17 protein-coding genes and 1 pseudogene are annotated in these 17,114 nt (G+C 56.9%); 12 read left to right on the forward strand and 6 right to left on the reverse strand.

Going from position 1 to position 17,114, the window contains the following annotated elements; translation table 11 throughout:
* Nucleotides 1–261 precede the first annotated feature (261 nt).
* Nucleotides 262–1,170 carry a glycosyltransferase gene (locus tag GV819_RS28605; protein ID WP_161759386.1) on the forward strand — a complete coding sequence of 303 codons (909 nt, stop codon included), beginning with the start codon at nucleotides 262–264 and terminating at the stop codon, nucleotides 1,168–1,170.
* Nucleotides 1,171–1,358: 188 nt separating this feature from the next.
* Nucleotides 1,359–1,778, forward strand: coding sequence for a hypothetical protein (locus GV819_RS28610; protein WP_256667644.1), 420 nt, complete (start codon nucleotides 1,359–1,361; stop codon nucleotides 1,776–1,778).
* A 119-nt stretch (nucleotides 1,779–1,897) separates the two neighbouring features.
* Here GV819_RS28610 and GV819_RS28615 read toward each other — a convergent pair whose 3' ends face one another.
* Entirely contained in the window at nucleotides 1,898–2,326 is a 429-nt protein-coding gene (locus GV819_RS28615; RefSeq protein ID WP_161759387.1) for a GNAT family N-acetyltransferase, read from the reverse strand.
* Nucleotides 2,327–2,694: 368 nt separating this feature from the next.
* On the opposite strand from GV819_RS28615, the gene GV819_RS28620 reads away from it, so the two are divergent.
* The 3 genes from GV819_RS28620 to dsdC are packed head-to-tail and all read left to right on the forward strand — an operon-like array spanning nucleotide 2,695 to nucleotide 6,420.
* A complete protein-coding gene (locus GV819_RS28620; RefSeq protein ID WP_161759388.1) occupies nucleotides 2,695–4,038 on the forward strand; it encodes a gluconate:H+ symporter in 1,344 nt (447 codons plus the stop codon).
* 46 nt (nucleotides 4,039–4,084) lie between these two features.
* Nucleotides 4,085–5,437, forward strand: a complete 1,353-nt coding sequence (locus tag GV819_RS28625; protein ID WP_161759389.1) for a D-serine ammonia-lyase — start codon at nucleotides 4,085–4,087, stop codon at nucleotides 5,435–5,437.
* Between the two features lie 47 nt (nucleotides 5,438–5,484).
* Complete coding sequence (dsdC, locus tag GV819_RS28630; RefSeq protein WP_161759390.1) at nucleotides 5,485–6,420, forward strand: DNA-binding transcriptional regulator DsdC; 936 nt, start codon at nucleotides 5,485–5,487, stop codon at nucleotides 6,418–6,420.
* Nucleotides 6,421–6,507: 87 nt separating this feature from the next.
* Here the strand turns inward: dsdC and GV819_RS28635 are convergent, their stop codons facing one another.
* Nucleotides 6,508–6,669 (reverse strand): DUF2986 domain-containing protein, encoded by a 162-nt coding sequence (locus tag GV819_RS28635; protein WP_161759391.1) that lies wholly within the window; start codon nucleotides 6,667–6,669, stop codon nucleotides 6,508–6,510.
* Nucleotides 6,670–6,828: 159 nt separating this feature from the next.
* Nucleotides 6,829–7,479 carry a hypothetical protein gene (locus GV819_RS28640; RefSeq protein ID WP_178126120.1) on the reverse strand — a complete coding sequence of 217 codons (651 nt, stop codon included), beginning with the start codon at nucleotides 7,477–7,479 and terminating at the stop codon, nucleotides 6,829–6,831.
* Here GV819_RS28640 and GV819_RS28645 point away from each other — a divergent pair.
* Both GV819_RS28645 and GV819_RS28650 read left to right on the forward strand, forming a co-directional pair.
* Nucleotides 7,387–8,130, forward strand: a complete 744-nt coding sequence (locus tag GV819_RS28645; RefSeq protein WP_161759457.1) for a TIGR03747 family integrating conjugative element membrane protein — start codon at nucleotides 7,387–7,389, stop codon at nucleotides 8,128–8,130. The two genes, GV819_RS28640 and GV819_RS28645, sit on opposite strands and share 93 nt — an antisense overlap.
* 271 nt (nucleotides 8,131–8,401) lie before the next feature.
* Entirely contained in the window at nucleotides 8,402–8,830 is a 429-nt protein-coding gene (locus GV819_RS28650) for a DUF2628 domain-containing protein (RefSeq protein ID WP_161759393.1), read from the forward strand.
* Nucleotides 8,831–8,908: 78 nt separating this feature from the next.
* Here GV819_RS28650 and GV819_RS28655 read toward each other — a convergent pair whose 3' ends face one another.
* On the reverse strand, nucleotides 8,909–9,280 hold the full coding sequence (locus tag GV819_RS28655) for a histone-like nucleoid-structuring protein, MvaT/MvaU family (RefSeq protein ID WP_161759394.1): 372 nt from the start codon (nucleotides 9,278–9,280) through the stop codon (nucleotides 8,909–8,911).
* Between the two features lie 423 nt (nucleotides 9,281–9,703).
* On the opposite strand from GV819_RS28655, the pseudogene GV819_RS28660 reads away from it, so the two are divergent.
* Nucleotides 9,704–10,723 (forward strand): annotated as a pseudogene (locus GV819_RS28660) (helicase/relaxase domain-containing protein); the annotation flags it as partial.
* A 386-nt stretch (nucleotides 10,724–11,109) separates the two neighbouring features.
* The gene (locus tag GV819_RS28665; RefSeq protein WP_161759395.1) at nucleotides 11,110–11,613 is read left to right on the forward strand and encodes a GNAT family N-acetyltransferase; all 504 of its coding nucleotides are present in this window, start codon (nucleotides 11,110–11,112) and stop codon (nucleotides 11,611–11,613) included.
* 230 nt (nucleotides 11,614–11,843) lie between these two features.
* On the opposite strand, the gene GV819_RS28670 is transcribed toward GV819_RS28665, so the two are convergent.
* Together GV819_RS28670 and GV819_RS28675 are read right to left on the reverse strand one after the other, a co-directional pair.
* Nucleotides 11,844–12,293: a GNAT family N-acetyltransferase gene (locus GV819_RS28670; protein WP_161759396.1), complete on the reverse strand. Its 450-nt coding sequence runs from the start codon at nucleotides 12,291–12,293 to the stop codon at nucleotides 11,844–11,846.
* Nucleotides 12,294–12,820: 527 nt separating this feature from the next.
* Nucleotides 12,821–13,762 (reverse strand): LysR family transcriptional regulator, encoded by a 942-nt coding sequence (locus tag GV819_RS28675; protein ID WP_161759397.1) that lies wholly within the window; start codon nucleotides 13,760–13,762, stop codon nucleotides 12,821–12,823.
* 100 nt (nucleotides 13,763–13,862) lie between these two features.
* On the opposite strand from GV819_RS28675, the gene GV819_RS28680 reads away from it, so the two are divergent.
* From GV819_RS28680 to GV819_RS28690, 3 genes are all read left to right on the forward strand, one after another.
* Nucleotides 13,863–15,089, forward strand: coding sequence for an FAD-dependent monooxygenase (locus tag GV819_RS28680; RefSeq protein ID WP_161759398.1), 1,227 nt, complete (start codon nucleotides 13,863–13,865; stop codon nucleotides 15,087–15,089).
* Nucleotides 15,090–15,455: 366 nt separating this feature from the next.
* Nucleotides 15,456–15,803: a metalloregulator ArsR/SmtB family transcription factor gene (locus GV819_RS28685; RefSeq protein WP_161759399.1), complete on the forward strand. Its 348-nt coding sequence runs from the start codon at nucleotides 15,456–15,458 to the stop codon at nucleotides 15,801–15,803.
* 23 nt (nucleotides 15,804–15,826) lie between these two features.
* Nucleotides 15,827–17,110 (forward strand): arsenic transporter, encoded by a 1,284-nt coding sequence (locus tag GV819_RS28690; RefSeq protein WP_161759400.1) that lies wholly within the window; start codon nucleotides 15,827–15,829, stop codon nucleotides 17,108–17,110.
* Nucleotides 17,111–17,114 lie beyond the last annotated feature (4 nt).

The following is a 17,114-nucleotide window of genomic DNA, read 5'->3' on the forward strand; positions in this document are numbered from 1 at the left end:
GCCCACAAAGGCTCGACCCTGTGGGCCGGCTCCGCACCTGTCAAAAAATTTAACTGGCGGGGAACAGACTGAAAGGTTGCCCCCTCCAGAATCAGCAGCAATCGGCAGCGTATGCCTGCCCATCAAGCACAGGCGTTACCTGCACCACGGGCATCGACTACTGAAGATTCAAATGCCCTGCACTTGAAACATCGAGAAGCCTGTCCTTGGCGCAACCCTGCCTGCCAATCAACCCATTGATGACTCGAGATCGACCCGACCATGACCAGCACACTGACCACTCAAGCGAACTTCAGCATCGTATTGGTTAACTACAAATCCCTTGAACTGACTAAAACCTGCCTGCAACTGCTGCACCAGGCGTTGCAAGGCCAGGGCGTTCCGGTGTTCGTGGTCGACAACGACTCCAGGGATGCCAGCTGCGACTACCTGCGCAGCCTGAACTGGATCAACCTGATTGAACGCAAACCCAGCGCTCCCGAAGCCGGCAACGTGGCCCATGGCCGGGCGCTTGACCTCGCACTGGAACGGGTGGAAACCGAGTACCTGTTTTTGCTGCACAGCGACACCTTCATCTACGACCCGACGATTTTCTCACTGATGCTCAAGCAGTGTGGTGCTCAGCCTGAAGTTGCAGCGGTCGGCTGCCTGGAGCAACTGGACCGGGGAATACTGCGCTCGGTGTGGCGCAGGATTTCGCGCTTCGGCAAGCACTACACCCGCCGTGGCTTGCGCGCCCTGGGGGCCAACGCCAGGGAGCCGAAACCCTATAAAGAAACGCACTTGAAGAGCTTTTGCACCTTATGGAACGCTCGCCTGATCAAACAATATGGCCTGCACTTTCAAATGGATTCGCGCAACCCGGGGTATGAACTGCAAGACCGCATGAGCGCACTGAACTACAAGATCGGCTTGATCTCGCCACGGAAGATATTTACGTATCTGGACCATATTCAAAGTGGCACGGTTGCCGCCATGGGCGGCTACTCCGAGAACCATCGCAGAGCCCGGATGTACCAGCAGATAACCAGGGGCAAGCCATTGCAGGCCGACTCAATGGCGCCAACCAGCCTGTGGCGACACTTGCAACAGGAGCTGTCTGGTGGCGCGCCTCTGGCGAAACTCAAGTCACTGATCAGCGCCTACTCCTCCAGGCTGCGCGCGCATTGAATCGTCTCAAACACCGCTGATCAGCAGGCGATGATTGCCCTGGTACGGGTGGCAATGCCTTGCCAGCCCTGGCAAGCGCATGCCACGGCCCTGCCCCGGCAACGTCGAGGAGGCCTTGCCGGACAAGACCAGCAACCCATGGCCTGACTTTTGCTGTGCTCCCCGCTCACCAACCAGGGAGTAAAAACATGATCGGAAGCACCCCACCCCGACTGCCGGCCGTTGATGCGCTCGTAAGGTCTTTGGAGAACGGCACGGTCACCGCCGGCAGGATCGAAGTCCTCAACGCGACGCCGAAAATCCAGGCCCAGCTCGACGAGAGTTTCCGCCAGTCGGAACGCTCGACAGCACAGCTGACAGCCACCTACAGAGCCAATCCGACCTGGGCGAAATTCGACGATAAAAGCAACGCTGTCGAACTGCCCGATGTCGCCTCGCTTAACCAGAACGACGCCACCCATGTGCTCAAGGGCCTGCAATATCTGCTCGACATCGGCCGCCTGGACGGCAAGGCCATCAGTGCCAGGAATGGTGGCCTGTCGACTGACAGCACAGCGGTCTATCAGGATTGGCTGCAAGCCCAGATAGGCGTTGATGTACACGCCTAGGTAGGGTTGCAAGGCTTGGGTCGGGAGCGTGGTCCGGGTTGAGCACGGCCACACGCCCGGCTCGCGCCAGCGTTTTGAGCGGGAGGATCAGGGCAGCCTGGCAACCGGCTTGTTATGGCCTAGACATCAAAGCGCTTTTGCATGAAAAACCGGCTGTGTCCGGCGCTGGGGTAATCCTTGAGTTCGCCGAATATGCTAAAGCCAAGCCTCAGGTAAAAGTCCGGCGCCTGGAAGGAGAAAGTGTCCAGCCACATACCTTGGCAGCCCTTCTTGCGAGCCAGCGTTTGCGCCATGCTCATCAACTTCGAGCCCACTCCCTGCCCTCGGGCGACTTCAGGCACCACCAGCAACTCAACGAACAACCACTGGCCGGAAACCTTGGCGTATAGACCTCCCTGAGTGCCACCCATTTCATCCTTGATCAGGATCGCTATTTTTTCGCTTCGCACCTGTCCAGCGTGTTCCCGGTTGTACTCACTCAACGGTGCCAGAATGGCTTGGTAATCGGCCTCTTGAGGCGTTTCTTCTATCTCGATCCGTAAGTTCACAGCCTTCTCCCTTGAGTTGTATTGAATTGAGCGGGCCTCCACCCGAGCGCTAGGCAATGCGCCTGCGACGTCGGCTGGCCGGTGAAAACGCCCTTGCGGCAGGCCTCCGCTGCATGCCCATTGCTCCGTGCCGGGCGGATCAGACTGATGATTGCCGCCACGCGTCTGCCTCTGCATGACGAATCTGCCGAGAGTCCGTTCGAGCGCCGCCGATAGTGAGCGCAAAGGTATAAAAACATAGATGACCAGGGTTCATCCAAGGCGTGATGATTCATCGTTTGTGCCCGCTAGAGCGCTGAAATTAAATCCATCGCAAACAAACAACAATAACTCGCAAGGATGTGAGCTGCGATGGAGCAGATCTGACAATGACCCCTACGTTTTCGCTACTGATCCTTGGAACATCCATCCTGCTGATCGTGGTCCTGATCGGCAAATTTCGTGTGCACCCCTTCCTGTCCCTCATCGCCGCCAGCCTGATCGTGGGTATCGGCACCGGCATGCCGCCGACGGCCATCGTCTCGGCGTTTGAGAAGGGCATGGGCAGTACGCTGGGCTTCCTCGCCGGCATCATCGGTTTAGGCAGCATCCTCGGCAAGCTGCTCGAAGAGTCCGGTGGCGCCAAACGCATCGCGACCACGCTCCTGCAGTTGCTGGGGGAGAAAAATGCCTCCTGGGCAATGATGCTGGTCGGCTTCATTGCCGGCATTCCGGTGTTCTTCGAGGTGGGTTTTGTCCTGCTGATTCCGTTGATCTACGTCGTCGCACGCCAGACCAGGATCAACCTGCTTTACCTTGGCGTGCCTTTGGCAACCTCGCTGATGGTGGTCCACTGCATTCTCCCGCCACACCCTGCCGCGACGGCGATCACCGGCATGCTCAATGCCGACATCGGCAAGGTGATCCTGTACGGGCTCATCGTCGGTTTGCCAACCGCGGTGATTGCCGGGCCGATCTGGGTGAAATTGACCTGCACCCGACAGGCTTCGCCCAGCCAGGCGCAGTTCCTGGCCGAGCGCAGCGAAGCGGTCATCGATGAAAGCAACCCGCCCAGCTTCGCGATCGCGATGGTCACCGTGCTGTTGCCGTTGGCACTGATGGTAGGCAAGACCCTGACGGCACCGTTACTGGCCAAGGGCTCGATGGCGCTGGAGTGGGTGTCCTTTATCGGCAACCCGCTGATTGCCCTGGTGCTGTCGATCTGCTTCGCCTACTGGTCGCTCGGGCTGCGCCGCGGGCTGGCCATGAGCGACCTGCTCAGCCTGACCCACCGCTGCTTTCCGCCATTGGCAGGCATTCTGCTGATCATCGGTGCCGGTGGTGCGTTCAACGACATGCTGATCGGCAGTGGCATCGGCAAGGTCCTGGCCGAGGTGCTGGGGCAATCGCAGATCAATCCGATCATCCTGGCGTGGTTGATCGCCGGGCTGATGCATTTCGCCGTGGGTTCGGCCACGGTGGCCATGATCAGCGCCGCCGGCATGGTGCTGCCAATCCTCGGACAACACCCTGAATACAGCCCAGAGATCCTGGTCATCGCCATCGGTGCCGGCGCTATCGGCTGGACCCATGTCACGGACTCGGCGTTCTGGGTGGTCAAGGAATACCTGGGTATTTCCCTGTCTGAGGCCATCAAGAAGTTTACCGGTGCTACGGTCCTTGCTTCTGTTTCGGCACTGATCTTTACCCTGATACTGTCCAAATTTCTGTGACGCAGCCCTGGCTGCTTCACCCCCGACATAACGATAGGTAGTTCACATGATTCAAGGCAAAACCCTAGACGCCTGGTATGCCAGCCATCCGCTCATCAAGGAGCTGGTGTCACTGCAGGAAGTCAGCTGGTTCAATCCGGCCATTGCCCCGACCGCCATCGCCTTGAGTGATGTCGGGCTGAATGCGGATGACGTCAAGGCGGCCAGCGAGCGCCTGCGCCGCTTCGCCCCCTACATCGCCAAAGTGTTTCCACAAACCGCTGAGACAGGTGGAATCATCGAGTCGGGCATCGCGCCACTGAAGATGCTTCAAGAGCGGCTTCTGAGTGAAGCCGGCATGCCTGAGCTCGGTTCACTCTGGTTGAAGAAAGACAGCGAGTTGCCCATCTCCGGCTCCATCAAGGCCCGGGGCGGCATCCATGAGGTGCTCAAGCACGCTGAAGACCTGGCCCTGCAAGCAGGCTTGATCACCCTGAACGACAACTACGCAGTGCTGGCCAGCGACAGCGCCCTGGAGTTCTTCAGTCACTACAAGATCGCCGTCGGCTCCACCGGCAACCTGGGCCTGTCCATTGGCATCATGAGCGCCAAGCTGGGGTTCCAGGCCACGGTGCACATGTCAGCGGATGCCCGGCAATGGAAGAAGGACAAGCTGCGGGCCAACGGCGTGACAGTGGTCGAGTACGAATCGGACTACAGCGTCGCGGTGGAAAATGGCCGCCTGCAAGCCGAAAACGACCCGGCCTGCTACTTCATCGACGATGAGAACTCGCCGCACCTGTTTCTCGGCTACGCGGTTGCTGCCGAACGCCTGAGCCGCCAATTCGAATTGGCCGGCGTGAAGGTCGACGCCGAGCATCCGCTCTTCGTCTACCTGCCTTGCGGGGTGGGTGGCGGCCCTGGAGGCGTCGCGTTTGGTTTGAAGCTGGCCTTTGGCGATGCGGTGCACTGTGTTTTTGCCGAGCCCACCCATTCCCCCTGCATGCTGCTTGGCGTCCACACCGGCCTGCATGACCAGGTGAGTGTCCAGGATTTCGGCATCGACAACCTCACCGCCGCGGACGGCCTGGCGGTGGGCCGGCCTTCCGGCTTCGTCGGCAAGGCCATGCAACGGCTGATCGATGGTTACTATACGGTCACCGATGAAGAGCTTTATCGCCTGATGTTCCTGGCCTACGAACTGGAAAATGTGCAGCTGGAACCTTCTGCGCTGGCCGGAGCACCTGGAATCGTGCGGGTACTGCGCAACACCGAGTATCTGCAGCGCATGGGCCTCTCTGCAGCCCGGCTGGCGAATGCAACCCACTTGATCTGGGGCACCGGCGGCAGCATGGTACCCGCCGCGGAATTCGCCACCTACCTTGATAAGGGGCGTGCGCTGCAACATCCTTCGCGCTAACCCGCACCTACCGCGCGAACGGCGGTTGACTAGAAGAGGTCACAGCAATGCCAGCACCGGGTCTGACCAAAGCGCCAAAACTCAACGGCGCCCACCTGTCCAACCTGCATACTTTTCTGGTCGCCGCCCGCCATCTGAGTTTTGCCCGCGCTGCAAATGAACTCTGCCTGACTGCCAGCGCGGTGAGTCATCGCATCGCTCGCCTGGAGGAAGAGCTATCGCTCAAGCTGTTCCATCGGTTACCCAGGAAAGTCGAACTGACCGATGACGGCGAGCGGATCTTCAAGGTCATGCAGCACACCATGGACACCCTGTCGGACGCGGTGCAAGAGCGCTCGAACGCTCAGATCGAAGGACAGCTGTGCTTCTACGCCAGGCCTTCGGTAGCGCAATGCTGGCTGGTGCCAAGGCTTGCCGACTTCACCGCCCGTTATCCCGGGATCCAGCTGGATGTGCGGGTCGGCAATGAACCGATCGACTATCGCACCCGCCGCATCGACCTGGTGCTGTGCTATTCGAATGGCGAGCACCCCGGCCTGGAAAGCCTGCGGCTCATGCCGGAGAGAATCGCGCCAGTGTGCAGCCCGGAATATGCCGAGGAACATGGCTTGATCGGGCACCCAGAGCACCTATCACAGTGCACGGTGCTGCATGACGTTGCAGCGTGGGACAACATTTCCTTCGATGCGGAATGGCGTCTATGGCTGGATGCAGTGGGCGACAGCAGCGAACTGCCGAGCCGCTTCATGACGTTCGACCGATCCGACCTGAGTACGCTGGCAGCAATCAACCATGCCGGCGTGGCCATTGGCCGAGAACAACTGGTTCGCAAGCGGATTCAGGATGGCGAGCTGGTACTGCCGTTCGGAGGGTTCAGAGAAGCGGTCAACTATGGCTACTACCTGGTTCACCCTGCTCATGCAACGATGCCCAAGAGACTCCAGGCGCTGATCGATTGGCTGGTCGAGCAAGCACAGGATTGAAACGCCGAGGTCGGGATGGCAGTGAATGCCAACGCAATGCCTGTCCTGAGCAGATAGGCAAGTTCGCGGATGCTCAAGAAGCTGAGATCAGCTCTCTGGAGTGATGGTCGAATCGGGACCGGCTTCAGCCGCCAGCTTCAATCGGTCAGCCTTGCTGATGTATTTATTCTTGCTTTGCGGCGCCAACTTGGCACTGGCCTTCTTCGCGTGGGCCTTGAGTAACTGCTTTATTTTCTTGCGACGGTTCATGTTTTTCGCTCGGTTTGTGAGTGCAGGGATGATATCAGCTTGAACCCGTGGAGCAGATCCCTGTGGTGCACTCCTGGCGCATGACGCTGGAAATAACCGGCGCTGCCAGGCGTCTGCTTGATTGATGGGTTAGCCGTTATTCGCCTTGGCGGAGGCGGATCACTCTCCCCTAACCTGCTTGAGCCAATTCCAGAACGGATCGCTCGACTGCAATGCATCCATGCTTTCGGTACTGACCACGATCTCCGCTGCCCGAGCCGGAATGCTTAGTCCAAGCGTCCGTTCGACGTGGTTGCGCAACAGCTGGGGTGCTGGCGGGTGGTCGTCATCGTCGTATTCATCCTCCCGAACCTCCTCAGGGGTCCGCTCGAACTGCTCCCGCCAGCAGAGCTCGTCGTAACCGATTGCCAGCAGGCGCAACAGGTCTTGCACGCTATCGGTCAGCACACAGAGCATCACCGACCCGGACCCCGAGCCCAGGTGGACCACTCGCTGCTGTCCGTTGTCGTCCAGCCACAGCCCGGCCCACGAGCCGTCGCCGCCGGTTCTGAGGAATATGGACAGCCGCTGGTTCACCTCGGGGTCATCACTTGCGGTCCAGTAGGCGCTAGTGGCGGGCTTCGGCACATAGAAAGCGGTGGTAGCGATATCGCTATGCTCAGGTTCGGGGTGCACAGTCATGTAGCGCACGCCATCACGACGACTGCGGACGCAGCCATGCTCTTCCATCAACTCAAGGGCTTGTCGCAACAGTGCCGGCAGTGGATTGCCGGCTGGGAATGCGGCGGCAAATTGATCGGTGAATTTCATCTGTTCGGTGTCCTGTGTGGCTCATTACTTCTGAGCATCACAATCGAATGCCTGGGCATGCATTTTTTCTGGCCCGAGCAAGGCTGGCAGCATGCGTCCAACATGCTGAGCTTTGAGTTGGCACAGCTTTCCGAGCACTTCACACGCAGCGCCGTGGTGCAGGAACCCGGGCAGACGGCGCCTCAACTGGTCCAACAGGCCTATGAATGGATCTTCGTGAAAAGCCATTTGGCCGACTGGATACATGAGAAATCAGCAAAGGCCGCAGCGGCAGCCAATGGTGCCAAGGACTTTCGATACTTCGTCAGCCAGGCCTACATCTGGCTGGAGAAATATTTGATCGCCGCGGCCTTCATCATACTGGTGGTGATGGCGCGCGTACTCATCCTGGTGCTCGCCCTGCTCAGTGCCTTTGTCGACCTGGTGGATGGACTGGTGCGGCGAGACATTCGACGCGTTGGTGCCGGGCGCGAGTCGGGGTTTGTCTACCACCGCGCCAAGGCGTCGGTGCTGCTCCTGGCCGTGCTCCCGTGGGTTGTGTACCTCGCCTTGCCGATCAGCGTGAACCCGCTACCGATTCTGCTGCCCGGCGCGATCATGCTGGGGCTTGCGGTAAACATCATGGCTGGGAGCTTTAAGAAATACCTGTAGGTGTCCACCACGACCTTGAAGCCGTAATGGCGACCTGACCTTTGGCGATGCGATCCAGGTGAACGTGAAACGAATGCCCAATGCCCTTGGGCCGGGTGTCCAAGTGTCGTGGAGTCCGCGATAAATCGGGCAGAGCAAACGCCTCAGGAAATCCACTTGATCTCCCCTCTCAAAAAACCAATATAATCAGCACGCTAAAAACAAGAAAAAAGCAGCACAGAAAACAACGGAAGAAAAAGTATCACATTATGGAATATCAGGAATCGCGGAAATGAGCACAAACGAACAAGTACAAAGCACTGGAAAATACAGCGCCAAATGGCAGGAGCGCTTTAACTTCTTTGACACTTATGGCTCGCCAAGCGACCCACGATACAAGGTAGCCATTAAGACGCTGCCTGGCTTCAAGAAGAAAATGCTCATTAACGCCAACGTGATTGCATTTTTCTTCGGCCCTATTTACCTGTTCGTCTTGGGGCTCTGGAAGAAAAATCTTGCAATGCTGGGCATCATACTTACGATCAATGTCGTGTTGAGTGTGATTTTTGCGATCTTGGGTATGGAGTTTCCCAAACCGTTGACCACAGGTCTGAACATCGCTGTCTCCATGACTTATGCGCTCATGACCAACTACTCGTACTACCTGAAAGAAGTGAAAGGTGAACAAAGCTGGAATCCGTTCCAGGGTATGCGTTTCTGATTACAGGCTTGCTCAGTCAAGAGCCCGTACCTCATCATGAGGACGCGGGCTCGTTTTCTGAATTGATCGGAGCATCCCTTACTGGGTGCGCCAAGACTCAACAACATCTGCACCAAATTCAGTTTTCCACTCTTTCAACTGACGGTGATTACCACCTTTGGTTTCGATCAGCTCGCCCGAATTAGGGTTCTTGTAAATCTTCACATCCCGCGCCTTACGAGCTGCTTTTACTGGTGCACCTTTTGACGTCGAGACACGGCTACCAGCCTCTGGATCCAGAATATTAATAATATTCTGCAAGCTGAAGCCGTACTCACCCAGTAACGCACGCAGCTTGCTTTCAAACTCCATCTCTTTCTTCAAACCGGAATCGCTTTTCATCGACTCGAGCTCTGCGAGTTGGGTGGCGAGCTGCTGCTCCAGTTTACGAAACTCGGCTAGACGGGACATTCTGCATTTTCCTCAAAGGGTTAATTCTAAATTCAACTTTGCCATGTTAAGACTTAGAGAGCGTCAAGTCACCACCCTATTCAATGAAACTTTTACTTTCATCTTGCGTAGGGACTGAACATTGAGAAGAACCCATCTATCAAACTCCCCCTCTGACACTTCAAACCCGTGCCAATATGCCTTCCCACTCACTAGTCACTTCAATGCGGTGATACCCCGCTATCCATTCATTGCAGTGAGAAACCTCGCGTCCTTTCACCATGGTGCCGTTCACGCCAAACGAGCACGACGCAATGAAGTTGATCAGCAAACAATCGCTGCTCTTGAACCAGGCACTACCAGTGTTCGTCGTCATGGCAATACTGATGGCTCAGCCTGTACACGCCAGTGAGATCCCCTCCGAACCAGAGCTGCTCGCGGCGAGGTGATCCAGGTAAAGCACTGGCAGCTCCACGCAACGCGCGGCAGCGCAAACTGCTCGAGGGCCTGCGCTATCTGATCAAGGAAGAACTGAAGCTGAACCAAGCCAAAGCGTCAGATGGCTGGCTGACAGCGGACTCATTGTGGCTGGTGAGCAAGACGGTCTCGGACAAGCTACGTGCACACCTGTTGGGCCAGGGTATCGAGGGTATTCCTACCAGCAACACCGATGTGTTCAACGTATTGCAGGACCACGGCATTCTCCAGGCCACTCAAGACAACAAAGCCATCTGGAAAGCAACTGTCACCCATGGTGATTGGTGACATACCCTGACGTTACTGCGACTGGCTCCAGCACTGACCTGGGAGAAAGATGAACGTCCCGATCCTTATGCCGGAACGATCAAAGTTGTAGAGGAAGAGACCACTGCCTCTACTCTCCCGGCAAACGCAATTGACGAACGACTCCCAGTCGATAATCAGCCACCGATCGACCTTCCTTACAGAATCAATGACCTGCCAGAGTTTCTTGGTCCCATCGACTATCCGTCAGATGTTCCTGATCTAGACAGTAAAGATCTAGCGCCTCAAAGACACCTCCCGCTGGACGACTCGCCAGCATCCCCGAAGCACAACGCCCCTCCTTCCGGCGAACACTTCCTCAACTGGCTGAGCCAACATATCGCATCCCACAAACTCATCATCAACGACACAAAAGCCCTGGTGCATACCGTCGTCGACACTGCCTACCTGGTAAGTCCAGGCGTGTTTCAGCGCTACGCGCAGGAACATCCCCAAACAGCTCACTTGGCCAAACAAGATAAGATTTCAGACTGGCAGTGGGTGCAAAAGCGCTTTGAGCAGTTACAGCTACATCGTAAACAGCTCAACGGTTTGAACATCTGGACCTGTGAAGTGACAGGACCACGTAAGTCCAGGCGACTACATGGTTACTTGCTCAAAGATCCTGGTTTACTGTTCAGCCAATTACCGTTGAACAATCAGTATCTGGCGCTGACATAAGGGATTGCTACAGCTCACTGCTCAGCAGAGCACCAGAGAAGAACTTCAGCACGCAACGAGTTTTTCTATTGAGGTTTCAGGCGAGGTTGCGCTTTAGTTGGCGAGCTGATCGTACTCAACTTATCTGGGTGCTTGTACTCGAGCTTGACCAGTACCTTTCAAGACCATGAGCTGCAGGAGCTGGCCAATTGAGATCGATTCTGACAGGCGAGAATCTGCCACTTACTGCCGTTCACGTTCGGCAGCTCTCGGCCAAAAGCAGTCAGTGGGATGTATCTAGAAAACTCTGGGTGATTCACGTTGATGCCGTTGGCAGCAACGCTAGCCATTTATCATCTTAATTTACTACACTGCTTTGCCATATTCCCTCTAGAGGATGATGCAAAGTGACCACCTCGTTCGAAGAAATAGTTATTGAGCGATTTACAGAGGTGCACGTCGAAGGTGTGACAGCGCTCTACAACGAGCCAACGGTATGCCGTCAAGTACTTCAGATGCCTTATCAACCAAATGATATATGGCGAAGCCGTCTATCTGGCTGCGATGAGCGTCGGGTACAATTAGTGGCAGTCCACCAAGGCAAAGTCATCGGTAATATTGGGTTAGACCAGTATTCACGAATACGACAAAGCCATGTCGGCTCAATCTATATGGGTGTCGCGCTAGCTTGGCACGGTAAAGGTGTAGGGACCCAATTGATGGGTACCGCTTTGGAGATAGCTGATAACTGGATGAATCTTCACCGAGTAGAGCTAACGGTCTACTCGGACAATAATGCTGCTAAATCCCTGTACCAAAAATTTGGGTTTGAAGTTGAAGGGACATTGCGAAAATATGCTGTTCGTGACGGTGTCTTTGTCGATGCACTTGCAATGGCTCGCCTACGTTAGTTTGAGAGTTTTTAGTGTTGTGTGACGTCCGTTTCTGGATGGTTATCATCTGGCTCTAGTGTGCCGAGTCGCGCAGTTTTTTTGTGCTGACGCTCGATGCCGCTGGGGCCATTTTGAAGGCACGGTCCTTTCATTTTACTACCAAGCTTTGCAAAAGGTTCTGCTGCTATTGGGCCCACTCAATGATGCTGATAAATCAACTGTGGCTGATTGGGATGCAGCGAGACAATCTAGCGCTTGGCGGTGTTGAATAACAACAGCACATAAGGGGCTTCACCCGGCTCTTCGATGCGACTAACAGGGGTATCCGCTGGTACGACTGCCCGCCAAAATTTTAGTCCGCTCACGTTGTCAATCATGGTTGAAACTCGCCAGGCTCCTGCGTGTAATTTAAAGAGTGTACGCACCGCCTCTCTTCCGATTGAGTCGCCACGATACGATTTCGCTACAAAAAATTCGGCCATCTCAAACAATGGCGCATCACTCAATGTTCTCACAAGAGCAAATCCAGCAACCTTGTCATTCGCAAGAATGAAGTAGGGGTGCCTCTCAGGCTCCTCCCAGTAAAGTGGAAGGTACGGATACTCTGTCTCTACGCCCAGCTCCTGTAAGTAATCGACCAGCATAGTGGTCAAAATTCCTTGCGAGTTCTTTGGTGCAATTTTGACTTCAATATTCACTACTTGTCCTTGAGTTATGACTGGCAGAGCAGTTTCCTGCAGAATAGAAGAACTTCCAGCTTATCCATTAAAATCACAATGGATTTGCATGCTCTCTGCTTGGTTGTGGTGAATGCTGGAGCCGCACTGCTCGAGTGCTCCTTTGGCGTATTTAATAACAGTAAGAAAATTAAGAAATATATTTTCCAATTATTACTTTAGAGGATGGCCAGCGAGGTGCAACCTTCAAGCCTTGGGCTTCCTCTTTAAAAAATATCAGCATGCTGTTCGAGCTTTTACTGTTTATCTGTTTGACGTCGTAAGAGCTTATCATGCGTCAGCGTATTTAGTATTGCGCTCACAATTCGATATTCAGAAAAACGTCTCACGTGAAAGGGCTGTTGGCCAACCATGTTGAACAACCGCTTCTGGCCGATAGCTGCCCCTCGTGATAGGCAGCTACCGGCCAAGAGCCGACATTGAGAAAGTCATCCCGACTGCATGCGCTCCCGAGGGCTCCATTTTGAGCCTGGTGCCCCATTTCGATCCTAGACCGACCCACAAGGTCTAGGACCCATGGGATGGTTAACTGATCCAGCCAACCGCACTTGTATCAATTCCAGCAGCGCCCGGACACGCGCAGTCACAGAATGGCGATGGCTGTATGCCCCTAGCAATTGCAGTGGCGCGGGGCGCAGGTCCAGTGGTACCTCCTGCAATCGGCCTGTAGCAAGGTCTTCCTGGCAGGGGTAGGCCGCCACAATCGCGAAGCCGATGCCTTGCCGTGCGCCTGCCACGGCCAGTTCTCCGCTGTTGACGCGGTAGCGGCTGCGGACCGGCACCTTGACGATTTGGCCCGCGGCGTCCTCAAACTGCCAGGGCTGGCCCTTCAGCGCACTGAGGGTGGTGATGCAGGGCAGAGATTTAAGTTCGCGCACATGGCGTGGTACACCGGTCCTGGCCAGCAAGGAGGGGGCGGCAACCACGATGCTGGGCAGTGTGGCGAGTTCGCGGGTGATGAAAGCGCTGTCCTCCTGATGGCCCCGGTGGAAGACGATAGAAAGATCGACGTCCTCTCGAAGTACCTCTAGCCCGGTCATCCGGGTGTCGCATTCGAGCTCGATTCCGGGATGGAGGCTACAGAATTCGGCGAGGATGGGAGCCAGCAGCCTTGGTGCCTCTCCAGGCATGCACATCTTCAGAGGACCACGCAGTTCGCGCTGTACCACACCAAGCTCTTCCTGCGTGGAGAGCAGGGTGTCGAGCAAGGGCTTTGCTCGTTCGTAGAGCAGTCGACCGGCTTCCGTCATCCGCAGGTGACGGGTGCTTCGCTCCAGCAGGCGTACGCCGAGTCTTCGCTCCAGTGCTGCAACGTGGCGGCTGACGTTGGAGGAAGGCATGGCCAATAGACGTGATGCGCCAGCAAAGCTTTGCTCATCAACCACTGCCACATAGACACGAACAGTATTCAGATCGAGTGTATCGCGCATTAATTATCCCGCTTGAGGTATGAATCTGTCCCATTTTTGCATGCTAATTCTCTGTAGTGGCGAAATTTAAGATGCGCTTTTGCCTAAGGAGAGCTTCAGCGTGGAAATTGGAATACTGGGCGGCGGCATTGCGGGCCTGAGCGTGGCACTGGCATTACGCAAGCAGGGTTACAACCCACGGGTCTATGAGCGTCGTGCGGTACCGGCAACCATGGGAGCCGGTGTGACGCTCTGGCCTAATGCCAGCTTTGTGCTGGACGAACTGGGACTGCTGCAAGACATTGAGGCCATTGGCGGTCGACCGCTGACAATGCGTCGTCAGGATGCTGCGGGAAATGCACTGGGGGGCCTCGATATTGGTTTGCTGGACCGGACGATGGGATACCCAACCTACACGGTGCTGCGCAGGCACTTGCAGGAGGTGCTGCTGGACCATGCGGCCCGAGCAGGGATTGCGGTGGAGTTCGGGCGCCGGGCGGTGGGCATTGAGCTGAATGCTCATGGCAGAGCCGTGGCCCATTTCGAAAATGGCGCGAGCATCTGCCCGGATCTGCTCATTGGCGCCGACGGCCGCATGGAGTCAGTGGCGCGCAAATTTGTCGCGGGTGACAACACACCAATCTATCAAGGCTTTGTGAACTGGATCGGCGTGGCGCAGGGGCCGCATCCGCTGGTGGACGATATTTCGATCCAGGACTTCTGGGGAGCGGGCGAGCGCTTTGGTTGCGTGGCGGTTCGACCCGAACTGGTGTATTGGGCCGCGGCGCAGGCACGGCCCTTAAATGAGGCCACGCCCACCGCAGATATGCGCAAGGAGGTCGAGAATCTTTTCGCGAAATGGCCTGAGCCGGTCTCACGCATCATCAATGCCACGCCCGAGAATGCCATCCGGCTTATTGCGGTGCATGACCTAGAGCCGCTGCATACATGGAGTCGGGCGAATGTACTGCTGGTCGGGGATGCCGCACACGCGCCGTTGCCGACGTCGGGACAGGGAGCTTGCCAGGCGCTGGAGGATGCGTGGCATTTGGCTCGGTGCCTTGATGGTGCCAGTGGAGGCTTGGAAGAAATCTTCCAGGTGTTTGCGAAAGTTCGCGCCCCCAAAACCGCGAGACTGGCGGAGCAGGGCCGGGTTTTCGCACGCGGGTTATTCGCCACAGATCCTGAAACCTGTCGCATCCGCAATGAGAGGGTTAAGGCGTCCGATCCCGTGCGTGACGTGCAGGTCTTGGCAGCCGGATGGGGACAGGGTCTACCGATGCCTGGTGGCGCTGACAGCAGGTCAATGGCGGGAGGCGGCTTTGGCAGCCTGTACAGCCTTGAATGATGTGCGCTGTATTCCGCACGGATAGAAAGTCATGTCCCTAGTGACGAAAGTTGAGCGCTCGGCTGAGCTTTACAGTCGCTGGATATGATTCCTCAGGCCTTATGCGAACGTCTCTTTGTCCGCATCCGATCAGCTTGCATGAGGGCCACAGGCGGGAGTCGACTCCTTGCGGGCCCCCACTGCATCTAAAAAAACGTGGGCAGTCCAGGCCTTTGCCAATTAGCCGGTTCTGAATGACTGAAGCGGGTCGATAGCCCCTCTCATGAACCGTTGTTTACACCAGGCGCCAACCCTCGACAAATAATCGCTTGCCATAACATATGGAAATCCGTATATCCGATTATCCGAATATAAAGGGCATTGCCGATGATCACCCCTCCCGAGGTCTTCAAAAGCCTGGCTGACGAGACGCGCACCCGTGCCACTCTGCTGATCGCCCACCAAGGAGAGCTGTGTGTCTGTGAGCTGATGTGCGCCCTCGACGACAGCCAGCCGAAGATCAGTCGCCACCTCGCCCAACTGCGCAGCAGTGGCTTGCTGCTGGATCGCCGTCAGGGACAATGGGTCTATTACCGCCTCAATCCAGAGCTGCCGGCCTGGGTCAACGAGATCCTCCAAGTGACATTGCAGGCCAACGTCGCCTGGCTGGAGAAAAATGCTGCCCGCCTGCAGAACATGCACGGGCGCCCTGTCCGCGCTGCTGCCTGCTGCTGAATCCCCAAACGAGTGAGCCTTCAATGCTGATAGCTGCAGCAGTCTTCGTCTTCACCCTGGTGCTGGTGATCTGGCAACCCAAGGGCCTCGGCGTAGGCTGGAGCGCGACGATCGGCGCGGTCATCGCCCTGGCGGTGGGCGCGGTGTCGTTGCAGGACATCCCCACGGTATGGGCCATCGTCTGGAACGCGACCGCGACCTTTATCGCCATCATCATTATCAGTCTGTTACTGGATGAAGCGGGCCTCTTCGAATGGGCAGCGCTGCATGTGGCGCGCTGGGCCAATGGCAACGGCTACCGCTTGTTCGTGTTCTGCGTGCTGCTGGGCGCGGCGGTCTCCGCGCTGTTTGCCAATGACGGCGCGGCGCTGATCCTGACGCCCATCGTCATGTCCATGCTGCTGGCGCTGCGTTTCTCCCCGGCGGCAACCCTGGCCTTCGTGATGGCCGCCGGTTTTATCGCCGACACCGCCAGCCTGCCGCTGGTGGTGTCGAACCTGGTGAACATCGTCTCCGCCGACTACTTCGGGCTGGGCTTCAGCGAATACGCTTCGGTGATGCTGCCGGTGAACCTGGCAAGCGTCGCGGCCACTTTGCTGGTGCTGTTCCTGTATTTCCGCAAAGACCTGCCGCAACGCTATGCCAGCGATGTGCTGAGGCGGCCTGAAGAGGCGATTCGCGACCGCGCCACCTTTGTCGTTGGCGGCTGGACCCTGCTGGCATTGCTGGTTGGCCTGTTCGCCCTGGAGCCACTGGGCATTCCCATCAGCGCTGTAGCAGCGGTATGCGCAGCAGTGCTGTTCGCGGTCGCGGCGAAGGGTCACAAAATCTCTACCCGACGCGTGCTGAGGGGCGCGCCTTGGCAGGTCGTGGTCTTCTCCCTGGGCATGTACCTGGTGGTGTACGGCCTGAAGAACGCCGGGCTGACCGATCAACTCACTCACCTGCTCGACCGCTTGGCCGCACAGGGCCTGTGGAGCGCCACGATTGGCACCGGCCTGTTGTCGGCGCTGCTGTCATCGGTGATGAACAACATGCCCAGCGTGCTGATCGGTGCACTGTCCATCCAAGCCAGCGGCGCCGATGGGCTGGTCCGCGAGGCAATGATCTACGCCAACATCATCGGCTGCGACCTCGGCCCGAAGATCACCCCCATCGGCAGCCTCGCCACCCTCCTCTGGCTGCACGTGCTGGAGCGCAAAGGCCTGCGCATCAGCTGGGGTTACTACTTCAAGGTCGGCATCGTGCTGACCCTTCCGGTGCTGTTGATCACCCTGACGGCCCTGGCGCTGCGCCTGAGCCTTTGATGTC

Source organism: Pseudomonas sp. Fl5BN2, from assembly GCF_009908205.1.
Taxonomy (GTDB): Bacteria; Pseudomonadota; Gammaproteobacteria; order Pseudomonadales; family Pseudomonadaceae; genus Aquipseudomonas.